At 61.4% G+C, this 12,039-nt stretch carries 9 protein-coding genes; 1 reads left to right on the forward strand and 8 read right to left on the reverse strand.

The features are described 5' to 3' along the window. Window positions 1-49: 49 nt before the first annotated feature. Entirely contained in the window at window positions 50-2,536 is a 2,487-nt protein-coding gene (locus FYJ85_RS00695; RefSeq protein ID WP_154416665.1) for an alpha-L-rhamnosidase-related protein, read from the reverse strand. 341 nt (window positions 2,537-2,877) lie between these two features. On the opposite strand from FYJ85_RS00695, the gene FYJ85_RS00700 reads away from it, so the two are divergent. Beyond that, window positions 2,878-3,915, forward strand: a complete 1,038-nt coding sequence (locus FYJ85_RS00700; RefSeq protein WP_106053117.1) for a LacI family DNA-binding transcriptional regulator — start codon at window positions 2,878-2,880, stop codon at window positions 3,913-3,915. A gap of 25 nt (window positions 3,916-3,940) precedes the next feature. On the opposite strand, the gene FYJ85_RS00705 is transcribed toward FYJ85_RS00700, so the two are convergent. The 7 genes from FYJ85_RS00705 to FYJ85_RS00735 all read right to left on the reverse strand — a co-directional run bounded on the left by FYJ85_RS00705 (window position 3,941) and on the right by FYJ85_RS00735 (window position 11,997). After that, window positions 3,941-5,260 (reverse strand): FAD-dependent oxidoreductase, encoded by a 1,320-nt coding sequence (locus FYJ85_RS00705; protein ID WP_106053118.1) that lies wholly within the window; start codon window positions 5,258-5,260, stop codon window positions 3,941-3,943. 121 nt (window positions 5,261-5,381) lie between these two features. After that, window positions 5,382-6,212, reverse strand: a complete 831-nt coding sequence (locus FYJ85_RS00710; RefSeq protein WP_154416666.1) for a carbohydrate ABC transporter permease — start codon at window positions 6,210-6,212, stop codon at window positions 5,382-5,384. A 10-nt stretch (window positions 6,213-6,222) separates the two neighbouring features. After that, window positions 6,223-7,125: a carbohydrate ABC transporter permease gene (locus FYJ85_RS00715; RefSeq protein WP_154416667.1), complete on the reverse strand. Its 903-nt coding sequence runs from the start codon at window positions 7,123-7,125 to the stop codon at window positions 6,223-6,225. Further along, the gene (locus FYJ85_RS00720) at window positions 7,115-8,785 is read right to left on the reverse strand and encodes an ABC transporter substrate-binding protein (protein WP_106053121.1); all 1,671 of its coding nucleotides are present in this window, start codon (window positions 8,783-8,785) and stop codon (window positions 7,115-7,117) included. Before FYJ85_RS00720 ends, FYJ85_RS00715 begins: the two co-directional genes overlap by 11 nt. Next, window positions 8,782-9,612, reverse strand: a complete 831-nt coding sequence (locus FYJ85_RS00725) for a tetratricopeptide repeat protein (RefSeq protein WP_154416668.1) — start codon at window positions 9,610-9,612, stop codon at window positions 8,782-8,784. Before FYJ85_RS00725 ends, FYJ85_RS00720 begins: the two co-directional genes overlap by 4 nt. A 223-nt stretch (window positions 9,613-9,835) precedes the next feature. Next, window positions 9,836-10,492, reverse strand: a complete 657-nt coding sequence (locus FYJ85_RS00730) for a prepilin-type N-terminal cleavage/methylation domain-containing protein (RefSeq protein WP_106055692.1) — start codon at window positions 10,490-10,492, stop codon at window positions 9,836-9,838. 2 nt (window positions 10,493-10,494) lie between these two features. Next, window positions 10,495-11,997: a glycoside hydrolase family 5 protein gene (locus FYJ85_RS00735; protein WP_106053123.1), complete on the reverse strand. Its 1,503-nt coding sequence runs from the start codon at window positions 11,995-11,997 to the stop codon at window positions 10,495-10,497. Window positions 11,998-12,039: the final 42 nt, after the last annotated feature.

Below are 12,039 nucleotides of genomic sequence, written 5' to 3' on the forward strand. Positions count from 1 at the left end.
CAGCTTCCTTTCCTTGAAAAATGTTGTGTGGCTTATGCCGTTTTCGTGCTCAGATGCCAATCACCGTAAAATCAACCGGAGCCGGCAGCCGGGACAGGTCCTCCCGGAGCCGGAAACCGGCCGGAATCCGCAGCCCGGCCGTCGTGCCGTTCTTTCCGCGCCGCAGCTCCACCTCGGCGAATTCCCCCGATTCGCCGACCACGACCCGGCCGCGGGCATACTCCAGGCCGCCGAGATCGGGGCGGAAGCGGATCACCTTCTCCCCGAGCCCCTCCTGCCGAACGCCCAGAATCTCCTGCTGAAAGAAAATGGCCGGGGCGCCGCCCCAGCAGTGGCAGAGACTGGCCCGGTCGGTCCACTCCTCCCAGGTGTTCACCATATTTCCGCGCAGCATGATCCCCCACGCCATGCGGATCCAGTCCAGCGCCGCGCGCGACTCGCCCAGCTCGAACAGCGCGGAGAGAAAGAAAAAGGCGCTCCAGGGCGTATTGCACGGCATGATCCACTCCGCCAGCTTCTCCGGATCGGCCGTGATCTCGCTGAAGGCCGGGACCCGGATGCCCGCGTAATGGCGGTAGAAATGCTGCGGGATGCAGCTCGTCAATGCGGCAGCCGAATCGAGCAGCCCGCAGAACCCGGCGTATCCGTGCGTGCTCTCCGAAAGCCGGGGCGGATTCCACCGCGGCAGCGGCACCTCGTGCTCCGCACCGGTCGGCCCGGCACTCTCCCATTCGACCGGGCAGACGAGTCCGGAGGCGGCGACATCGGCGGCGCAGTCGAAGAAGAGCTCCCAGTTGACCGAATTGGCGCGGACGATGAATTCAAGCAGGTTCTCCCCCGCCTTCAGCGGCAGCTCCACGGAGTCGGGACGATACATCGGGCCGCCCTTCGCCCAGTCCGGTTCCCTGTCGTCACGATGCAGCTCCCGGCCGTTCAGCCGGATCGCGCAGCCCGCATACGCGGCGAAATCGAGCCGGACGCCTCCCGCCGTGCCGGAGGAGACGCGAACCCGGAGCCGGGCGGCGGACCCGGTCCAGCTTCCGCCCGGAACGCATGAGAAGTTCACCATGAAAAATGACTGTTCCGGACGGGAATCCGTATCGCGCAGACATCCCGGAAACTCCGGATGCGCGAATACGGAACGGAAGGAACGCTTCACCCGCGCCGCCTCCTCCCGCCGCTCTCCGTCCGGCTCCCCCAGCGCCCCGGCGAGCTCAGCCGCCGCGCACAGGGCGCCGTAGTAGAGCGCATTCAGCCCCGCCGACTTGCCGGAACGGCAGAGCTCGAAGGTGTTGTCCAGATAGACGAATCCCTCCCGGTCCAGGTGCTCCAGCAGACCGTCGGCAGCCCGGCGTCCGGCAAACCATTCGAGCTGCCCCTCAATTCCCGGCCACAGAACCCGCACCGTCTCCAGATCGCCGGAAACCTGCCAATACCATTTCACGAACAGGATATAGACCAGCGCGTAATCCACAAAAAACGCCCAGCTCACAATGCTCGGCGAACAGATCCGGCCGTCGCGGTATGAACAAAGACCATGCTGCAGCAGACATTTGCGGGTCAGGTCCAGTGTGCCGAAGCGTGCGAATGCGCAGCGGGCGCTGACGAACGCATCCATCCATTGCGCCTGGTCGCGGTGCGGGCAGTCGTTGTAAAGGTCGTCCATGCAGACCGCCAGCGTCCGGCCCGAAACCTCCCACAGCCGGTTCAGCGCCGGGTCGGAACACGTGAAGGAACCGGTTTCGCGCACGGGATAACCGCAGGTCCGGACCTCCGCGGAATCCACTCCTTCCAACGCGCCGTGCAGCACCAGATACCGGAACGCGCGCCGGTTGAACGAGCGCCAGAAGAACGCTCCGCCGCCGCCCGAAAGACGGTCGGCATACATCTCCCGCCGCCCTTCGGTATGCGCCCAGCCCGAGTCGGGGGACTCCACATATTCGACGACGGTCTCCCCGGCCGTGCGCCGCCCGGCGAGCTCGACCCGCCCGGACACCATCTCGCCGAAATCGAACCAGTGCAGCTCCCCTTCGGTCCAGGCGCGCGCCGGTTCGCGCCGCCCTTCCGTGAACGGCGGGAGCGGCCTCGGCAGAAATTCGTCCTGGGCAGGGACCCGGCCCGGAATCGCCGGAACGAATGCGCCGGGCGGCGCGTCGAGCCGCACATATTCGCAGAATCCCACGCAGCCGACCGTATCCGGCGACGGCAGGTAGCGCGTCTCGACCCGGCAAAACCACTCCGGCTCAAAACGGCCGCCATCGGCGCATTCGACCTCGGCCCAGACGGCCGGCGCCCCTTTCCGGGCATGGACCAGCACCTCAAGCTCGCGGCAGCCGGAAAGCCCGTAACGGTCATAATAAAGCAGCGGCTCCGCGCTGCGGACCGGCCCGGTCCCCAGGATTTTTCCGCCGGACCTCAGCTCATAAAGCTCATCGGCGTAAATCCTGATTCCGGTGCAGCCCCGTGGCAGCCCGCAACGGAATGTCACATATTCATTGCCGTTCCCGGAAACTCCGGGCGAAGTGAAAAGCCGCATACCGATCTCCCTCGTTTTCGTGGCGGAGCAGCGTGCGCGCCGGCGCCGCCCGTCTCCCTTCTCTCAAAATATTATACGGGAAAGCGGTTTCAATGCCAACTCTTTGCGGCCATTATTCCGGTTGATTTTTTACAAAAATTTACATTCCGCCGCCATCCGCGTTCCAACGCGAAATCACGCGCGGACGCCGCCGCCATCCGGAAAACGGAAGCGGCGGCCGTTTTCCGGGCGCGCAACTGTAACGGGATGTAAAAAAAGATGCATTTTATTTCATACTCCGCTTGACAACCGGCCGCCGGGCCGCCATACTAATAGGAATTGCAGGAAAGGGCCCCCGAATCATGCTGCTGGAACACACCACCATCAAAGAGATCGCCGAGCGCGCGAACGTCAGCACTGCGACGGTATCGCGGATTCTGAACGGCAAACACTGTCACCGCTCTTCCACGGTCGAAACCGTCCGCCGAGCCATCGAAGAGCTCCGCGCGGAGGGGCCGGTGCTGACCGGATTCGAAACGGCGGCGGCGGAGAGCGTCGGCATCATGATGTTCTCCTACCGCGATTTCCTGAACACGAACTACACCGCCACGCTGGTCACGGCGATGGTCGAGGCGCTGACCGCGGAAGACCTTTCGGTGCAGCTTCTCACCCTGAGCTCCAAGCGTCTCAGCATCGGCTACATCGAAAGCATGATCCGGGCGCACCGGCTGCGGGGGCTCCTGATTCCGGAGTTCGACATCCTGTATGCGATTTCGGAGAAGCTCGTCAAGCTGCCGATTCCCGTCATCGGCATCGGCAACCTCGCCGAGCCGGGGCTGCCCAACTGCGTCTGCGCGGACAACACCGGAGCCGGACGCGACGCCGCCAACTATCTCTGGAGCATGGGGCACCGCCGGTTCGGGCTGCTTTCGATGGCGTACAGCGACATCTGCCAGCGGCAGCGGATCACCGGCTTCCGGGACACCATTCAGGAGCTGGGCGGCAACCCGGGCCAGGTCTGGAGCCGCCAGTACCGTTCTCAGGACGACTCCGTCTCCGGCGCGGTCTCCGAACTGGCCAACATGAAAAATCCGCCCACGGCGATCCTCTCGACCAACAGCCAGATCACGCTGAAGCTGCAATCCGGGCTTGTGCAGGCCGGCTTCCGGATTCCGGACGATATCTCGCTGCTCTCCTTCGAGGAGAATGGCGAACTCGAATTCCAGCCGGTTCCGATCAGTGTGCTGCGGCAGCCGACCCGCAGTCTCGGCGAAGTCGCCGTGCGCATGCTGATCAACTGCATCCGGGATATTCCCGTGAACCGCCAGGAGGTGCTGAACTGCTCCCTCATCGCCCGCGAAAGCGTGCGGAACCTGGCCGGCGCCGCCGAGCTCGGCTGAACCGGTCCGCCGGCCGGTTCCGCGGTCACAGAAAGTAAGCGCCGTTCTTCCGCAGCTCTCCGCGGAGGGCGGAGCGGTCGAGCTCGCGGGGAGCGATCTCCCGCTGCACCGCCATCGCGGCGGCGGTGCCGGCGGCTTCGCCGGTAACCAGGCAGACCGGCATGACCCGGACGCTGCCGTAGGTCATCCGGTCGGCGGAAATGCAGCGGCCGCAGAGCAGAAGATTGTCCAGCTTTTTCGGCAGCAGCGAGCCGAACGGGATTCCGTGCGATTCCCCCGCCTTGTAGCGGCCCGCCTTGTCGATCACGGCGCGCATTTCGCCGCTCATGCCGTGGATGTCCAGATAGTACGAGTTGCGCCCGATTTCGTCCTCGAAGCTGCGCCGGGCCAGATAGTCCCCGCAGGTCAGTTCGTAATCGCCGGCAATCCGCCGCCCCTCGCGGATGCCCATCAGGTTGGCCGTGCAGACGAGGTGGGCGGCGCCGAACGCCTCAGGCTCGTATTCCTTCAATGCGCGCAAATACGCGTGGGCGATCCGCCTGCCCTGAATCATCGCGGCGGAGACGGCGGCCGGATCGGTGCTGTCCACTCCGACCAGATGCCCGGCATTGAAGCCGACCGTCCCGGGACCGGTGAAAGTCTGGCAGAGATGCGTGTCGAAGATCTCCGGATAGGAGTCATCCTTCGCGATCCGGTGCACCGGGGAGCCGGGATTGTTCCCGTGCAGCCGGCAGGCATTCTGGTAATAATAGGAGTCGACATTGGAGAGCGTAAAGCAGAGCGTCGCATGCTGCAGGGCGCCGGTCCGGTCGTCGCCGAGGCTGAAGTCGGCGCCGGCCCAGGCCGCGATATCCCCGTCGCCGGTGCCGTCGACGAACACCTTCGCCCGGAACGCGGTCAGCCCGGCCTTGTTCCCGGCGATCACCGCGTCGATCGTTCCGTCACCGGCCATCTCCACCCCGGCGACGAAGGTGTGGAACAGCACGGAAACCCCGTGCTCCATCAGCAGCTCGTCGTAAGTGCGCTTCAACGCCTCCGGGTCGATCGAGACCCAGTTGAGCAGCTTCTCGTCGACGTGGCGGAGTCCGGCCTTCGCACGCCTGAAAACGGTTTCGGCGATCCCGCGGTAGATGATCTTCTCGCCGTCGGAAAACGGGCACCAGGCGGGAACCAGCCCCCCGGTGCCCATGCCGCCGGCGGCACCGGTTCCCTCCAGCAGCAGCGTTTTCGCCCCCGCGCGGGCGGCGGCGACGGCGGCGGCGCATCCGCCCGGCCCTCCGCCGACGACAACGACGTCCCAATCGGCGGAAACGCCGATCCTTCCGTGATAAACCCGGGAATCCATCGAAAAGTTCCTTTCGTTTCAGTATGCTCCGATTACTCCGGCATGAAATCCGGCCGCTTTCAAGCCGCCGCCCTGCTGCCGCCCCTCCGGGTTCCGCGAAAGAAAACGGAATCCGGCCGACTCACCCCTTGACGGCGCCGGAGGAGAGGCCGCGGATGAAGAGCTTCATGCAGAAGATGAAGAGGACCACCAGCGGAATCGACGCGATCGTGTAGCCCGCCATGAGCTGCCCCCAGTTCTTCGTATATTCGCCCTCCAGGTAGAGCAGCGATACGGAGATGGTCTGCAGGTTCGTATCGCGCAGATAGAGCAGCGGCGAAACGAAGTTGTTCCACTGCCCGATGATCGAGAGGATGCCGAGCGTCCCGATGATCGGCATCGACAGCGGCACCACCACATGCCAGATCTGGTAGAACATATTGCCGCCGTCGATTTCGATCGCATCGAAAAGATCCTGCGGAATATCCTCGATGAAGTTGCGCAGCACGAAAATGTTGAACGCCTGCCCCCCCGCGATGGCCGGAATGATCAGCGCGAAATGCGTATTGTAGAGCCCGAGCGAAGTGATGAGCTTGAACATCGGCACCATGTTCGCCACACTCGGATACATCATGAGAATGATGAACACCCCGAACAGAAACTTCGACCCCGGCATTTTGTAGCGCGCGAAGAAGAACGCCCCGATCACGGCGATGACCAGAGTCAGCACGGTCGCGGTGATCGCCACGAAAGCCGTGTTGAAAATGGTTCCGCCGAGATGGTTCCAGCCGAACACATAGTTCTCCCAATGGAAGGGAGCCTCGGGAAACCACGGGTTCCGCGAAAACTGCTGGTTGTCCTTCAGCGAAATATTGATCATGAGATACATCGGAACGAAGGCGAAAAACAGCACCACCAGAATGAACAGGTGCTTGAAAAATTCGGCGGATCTGGACCGTACCACGCGAGCCATATGTGAACTCCTATTTTCTAACCCGGACGAAGCGGTTGTTGATCAGTGTCAGGACGAGCGTGACCGCGAAAATCACGAAACCGATCGCGCAGCCGTAGCCGAAAAGCCCGCGCGAAAACGCCTCCCGGAAAATCATGAGCCCGGGCACCGTCGCGATGCCGCCGGGGCCGCCGTCCACGCCGAGGAAGAGGTAGATGTTCTCCCAGCTCTGCACCGTGCCGATGATCATCAAAATCAGGTTGATCCTGACCTGGGTCATGATGAGCGGCAGCTCGATCTTGAAGAATACCGTGAGCGGTCCCGCGCCGTCGATGTCGGCCGCCTCGTAAACGTCCTCGCTGATGCCCTGCAGCCCGGCGAGGTAGATCAGCACGCCGAACGCCCCGACCCACGGAAAGCCCATGAAGACCAGCGACGGGATCACCAGATTCACGTCCGAAAGCCACTGGACCGTATCGGTCGGCGAGATGAAGCCGAGCAGCCGCAGCAGGTTGTTCAGGATGCCGCTGTTCGGCTCGTAGAAGTATTTCCAGATCAGGATGCCGACCATGCCCGGGATGATCATCGGGATCACGAAAAGAATCCGGTACAGATACCCGAACCGGTCGCTGATCACATGGTGCAGCACGACCGCCACGACGATCGGCAGGATCATCTTGACGACATTGGCGACGACGAAGATCGTCACCACCCAGAAGCTCCACCAGAGCGACGAATCGTTCCACATCTTGACGATGTTCTGGAAGCCGACGAACTCCTCGACCGTATCGCCGTCCCAGCGGTAGAACATATGCCACATGCCGTTGACGATCGGGTGGTAGCTGAAGACCAGCACCAGCAGGAGCGGCACGGCGATCAGCAGATAGACCGGCCAGTAATACCGCAGTTTCTTCAACGGAACTTCAATTGCCATTTTTGCCGTACTCCTCCAGCTTGCCCAGTTCTTCGACCAGTTCGACGTTGTTGTCCACAGTCTTATAGCGGCTGACGATGCCCTCCAGATTGATGTTCGAACGCATCATGAAAAGCCCGTTCTCCCGCGATCCCGGTTCGGTGATCTCGGCGCCGACCGCCAGCGCCGAACGGGTGCCGTCCATGCTCCAGAGATTCCGCATGACGCCGTAATTCGCCTCGACGATCTCCTCGATCAGCTGCGGGCGCGCTTTCAGGAAATCGTCCCAGAAGTACTGCTTCGGGTCCTCCGGCTGGTGGATGATGCTGTTTTCAAGCCGCTGCAGCGTCAGCCGGTTCGCCAGCGTTCCGGTCGAAGTGAAGGGCGTGGTGACGGCGGTGTGGCTCGTATTCGTGACCGGCTCGAAATCCTTCATGGCGCCGGTGTATTCGACCTCCTTGAGCGAGGACATCCACTTGCAGTTCTCAACCATCACGAGCTGATTGACCTTCCAGCTGGTCAGGAACCGCAGGAAATCGAGCGCAAGGTCGAAATGCTTCGTCTTTTTCGGAATGCCGAATTTGCCCTGGATGCCGCTGCCGAGTTCCGTGATGCGCCCGAACGCCTTCGCGCCGAGCGGATGCTTTTCGTCCAGCACCGGAATCTGGATCACTTTGACTTCGAACGGCGCGTTGTTGATCATGCTCCAGGCGTTGTAGGTTCCGTCGATGAAGAAGGCGACGTTGCCCGCGAAAAACAGGTATTTGGTCTGTTCGAGATCGATCGCCGAAAAACCGTCCGCGAAATATTTCCCGATTTCGGTCACGACTTCGACCGGTTCGAGCAGCTTGTCCTTGTCGAGTTCGCCGGCGTTGATCTGGCGGAAAATCTCGCCGGTCGCCACGCCGTAGCCGTACGGCGAACCGGTGTCCGACAGATCGGTCGTCAGCTGCGAGTTGTAGGTGCTGAGCAGCTGGCCGATGGTCCCCTTGTCGAAGCCGCGCACGCCGATCGGGATGATCGGCCGCTTCTGCTGCAGGCCGTATTCCTTCAGCCTGGCGCAGTCCTCGAGCCACTCCGTCAGCGTATCCGGCAGCTCCGTCTTGCCGGTCGCCTCCTCATAAAGCTTCATATTCACATAGACGCGGGTCGTGTGCATGAATGTGCAGACCGAGAAGAATTCGCTGTACGCGGTGTCGAGCGCGCTCAGCATATCGTCCGCGAAGCTCTCCCGCCAGCTCATGTTTTCGAGCGGCGTGCCTTTGTTCCACGGGTTTTTCTCGCCGATATACGGCGAAAGCGGCGTGAAATACTGGTTCTGGATATCCGAACTGCCCATGACCTCGAGGATATCCGCCGGCTCTCCGCCGATCAGCTGGGTCAGGTACCACTGCTGGTAGCCGCGCACCGGAACCGCGACCTGGCGCACCTTGACCTTCACCCCCTGGGCCAGCTTGGCCTTTTCATACTCCTCGATCGCGGCGCTGATCCCTTCGCGGAACCCGTCCTCAAGCTGCCAGTGCGCGATGGTGATCACCTTCGTATCCGGCGAAAAAACGACCGACATGCCGCCGTGATTCCGGATCACCATGATCACCGAGAGAATGTAGAACGCGACGGCGAGGATGAGTCCGACTTTCTGAAAACGGCCGGCGCTCTGAACATCATCGAGTTTTTTCATTTTTCCGCCCCGCCTTCCCCGAGATCCTCCAGGAACCGCCTGGCGACCACCGCCTGCCCCGAATACGGATACCGCTTCAGATACTCCTTGAAATACTTGACTGCCATCGGCTTGTCGTCCAGCTTCTTGTGGAAGAGGAACGCCAGCCGGAACAGACCGCCGCGGTTCTCGTTCGGATTCGCAAACCCGATCTCATACCCTTCCATCAGGTGCCGGGCCGCGTTTTTGTAGTCGCGCCGCAGGCGGATATATTCATATTCCGCCAGCAGATGCAGCGGCGGCAGCAGCTTCCGGTCCCCCCGGAAATCACGGAAAAAAGTTTCGAGTTCCTCGAAAGCGGCGTCGGCCTGTTCCGGATTCTCGAGCCGCTCGCGGATCAGGTAGAAGAAGGCGTTGCGATCCGCCGAGCTGCCCGGCGCGAGCTTGCGCACAGCTTCGAAAATCTTCACATGGTCGTAACGGTCGGCCGCATCGCGGTACAGATCGCGCCGCTCCTTCATCAGCTGCGTGGTTCTGCCCAGCGCGACACCCGCCTCCAGCCGGTACGGGAGCGGCGTCTTGTCATTGTAGAAAAGTTCGGCGAGGGTCAGTTGTCCGCGCCTGATATCCTGCCGGGTGCGGTCGTACACATCGCAGAGACCGCTGACCAGCCGGCCTTCCGGCGTATGCGGTATCGTCCTTGCCAATTTCCCGGCCTGCGCATAATCCATCGCGGCGTATGCCTTCAACGCCGCCGACGCAGTTCCCTTCGCGTCCGGAACGGAATCTGCACCGACCAGACCCGCTCCGGCAAGTGTCATGGCGAGTATCCACAACGGCTTGACCATCGCACCTCCTTCCGGCCCCGCCGCACGGCGGAACCGCTCTGTTACTGTACACCGGGACAGGCTCCCGCACGGAAATTTACGATATCTGCATTTTTTGATTATAGCATGATCCGGCTCAATTGTCAACAGGAGACCATGCAAAAAAAGCCGACTTTCAGTAGAATAGATACATGGGAGATACGGCATGCCCGATATACGGCGGTCCTCCTCCCGTTTCCCTCTTCTATTTGTTGCCGGTCCAGAACTGATCAACGTCGCAGGCTGCCATATCGTTGTGTGTCATGGAAACGACGTGACCGTCCACAAAAAGAACATTCGCCCGATTCAGATGAACCGGATAAGGCCACCGCAGCCGGTTGTTGTTCGCGTAGGCGACCGTGGCGTCAACATAGCTGCCCGGCTTGTCGACCGCCTCGCTGATCAGCAGTTGCCGCGAGGGCGACTTGCATTTTGACAGCGGATACGGCTGGTTCGATCCGGAGTTTCGCCAGTTGTTCATGGCATAGTTGACCGCCTTCTGCCAGCCGGGACCGAAACGCTGAGCGTTCAATTCGCAGTAGAAGCCGCTTTTGCCGCCGTCCCGCATCAGGGCGTCTCCGTCCTCCGCATTGGCCGGCTCCCAAGAGTAATAGAGCTTCACCATGGTCGGGGCCCAGTTGGTCCACCCCTTGCCGATGTTGTAGTTGATTGCGGGCAGACACCCTTTGTATGTGTCGGAATAAATGGCGAAGAAGAGTCCGGCATTCTTCAGCGTATTCACGCATTTGATACCCTGCGCCCGTCCACGCGCCTGATTCAGAGCGGGCAGCAGCATGGAAGCGAGAATCGCGATAATCGCAATTACAATCAGCAGTTCGATCAGGGTGAAATATTTTTTCATGCTTACTTCTCCTTATGAATGTTCCGGTCCGAATGATTCCGCATCCAGCCCTCAGTCAGGACCTTCAGCAACGGGACGTTGACGGGGTAGTCGCTTCCGTCCGGCTTCTGCGCCAGAAGCGCCATGGTGTCCGGTCCGGTTGTCTCGCGGTAATTCCAGTAGGTCCAGTGGAAACCGTACTCCTCGAAGAGCCGGATCCGCTGTTCCGTGGCCCGAGCCTGATGATCGCCGGAACCGCTGTCGCGGGTGACAGCGAACTCCCCGACCCAAACCGGCACCCCGTGTTTCCGGGCGAATGCTGCAGGAACGGCGAGCTTCCGGCGAAGTTCGTCGTCGTTCTTCGTGGAGCCGGGCCCGAACAGCGCAGCGGCAAGATAGGTCCGGCCGGTGGCATTTTCCAGCCGAATCCGGCCGGAGAGAATGTACGTTCCCGGAACGATATCCCATTTAGGGCCGATCCAACCGTTGTAGCCGGTGCTGCCGCTCACACGGAGGCTACCGGGAGCCGCATAACCGATCCCGGCGTCATACGCGCCGCAGGCTTCCGGGGAACGCTCCACCTTGAACGCCCCGGGGCCGCCGTCGAACGAAATACCGTGTATGTTTTTACCCGTTTCGTCAGTCAATGTGATGTCGTCGAACCAGGCGGAACCGCTGTTGTCGGCCGAACGGAGCAGGAGCGAAATCCGCCGAATGCCTTCCGGAATTTCGAGCGGCAATTTAAATTCCGTCCATTCCCGGCTGCCGGAGAGGAAGTCCCCGTTTTCGCCGGCGTTGCCCAGCCAGGAGTCGGCAAACGCGCCTTCGTAGAAGTGAAACGTGTAGAGGATATTGGGGTCGTCCACCCGGATTTCGTCAACGACGCTCCGAGCGTTGCTCCAGTCATCTCCGCTTACGACGATGATCTTCTCCGGGTCGACCTGACGGATCGCCCGAATCACCTTTCGGTTCAGGGCGACCACAAGAGAGGGATCGCGGGGTTCCGTCCCGGGTTCGTTCAGAATCTCATAGGCGGCCACCGCCGGTTCGGCCCGGTAACGGCGGGCCAGTTCGGCCCATTGACGGCAGAGAAGCTCCTGCAGCTTCACATCCTGCCAAAGCAGATTCCGCCCACCGTCGGTATAATGGGCGTTGTTCTGGCCTCCCTTGGCGACATGCATATCGAGAATCACGTACTGTTCGTACCGCTTCGCCCACCGCACGACTTCATCGACTTCGGCGAAACGCTCCGTGTTCCAGGAACCGTCTTTATTCGCGATGTCAGTATAGGTCATGGCGAGCCGGACGACGTTCGCTCCCCATTCCGCCTGTTTCCTCATATGCTCCTCGGTATAAACAGTCCCCTCCAGATGCCACCAGCCCCAGTTGATGCCGCGCAGGCGGATTTCCCTGCCCGCCGCCGTCAGCTTGCCGTCCGACACCTTGAGGGGAGCCGGTTCCGCGCCACAGCAGAAGGCGAGAAACAGGGCTGCCGGCAAAAGGGCTGATTTCAACACTCTCATCATCGTTCAGTTTTCCTTTGATTGGGTTTCAGACAATACAACAGT

It is taken from the genome of Victivallis lenta (genome assembly GCF_009695545.1).
In the GTDB taxonomy this organism is placed as follows: Bacteria; Verrucomicrobiota; Lentisphaeria; order Victivallales; family Victivallaceae; genus Victivallis; species Victivallis lenta.

Coding starts and splice junctions, on each gene's coding strand:
- FYJ85_RS00695 (WP_154416665.1), bottom strand. CDS start 2,536: ATGCGGCTTTTCACTTCGCCCGGAGTTTCCGGGAACGGCAATGAATAT.
- FYJ85_RS00700 (WP_106053117.1), top strand. CDS start 2,878: ATGCTGCTGGAACACACCACCATCAAAGAGATCGCCGAGCGCGCGAAC.
- FYJ85_RS00705 (WP_106053118.1), bottom strand. CDS start 5,260: ATGGATTCCCGGGTTTATCACGGAAGGATCGGCGTTTCCGCCGATTGG.
- FYJ85_RS00710 (WP_154416666.1), bottom strand. CDS start 6,212: ATGGCTCGCGTGGTACGGTCCAGATCCGCCGAATTTTTCAAGCACCTG.
- FYJ85_RS00715 (WP_154416667.1), bottom strand. CDS start 7,125: ATGGCAATTGAAGTTCCGTTGAAGAAACTGCGGTATTACTGGCCGGTC.
- FYJ85_RS00720 (WP_106053121.1), bottom strand. CDS start 8,785: ATGAAAAAACTCGATGATGTTCAGAGCGCCGGCCGTTTTCAGAAAGTC.
- FYJ85_RS00725 (WP_154416668.1), bottom strand. CDS start 9,612: ATGGTCAAGCCGTTGTGGATACTCGCCATGACACTTGCCGGAGCGGGT.
- FYJ85_RS00730 (WP_106055692.1), bottom strand. CDS start 10,492: ATGAAAAAATATTTCACCCTGATCGAACTGCTGATTGTAATTGCGATT.
- FYJ85_RS00735 (WP_106053123.1), bottom strand. CDS start 11,997: ATGATGAGAGTGTTGAAATCAGCCCTTTTGCCGGCAGCCCTGTTTCTC.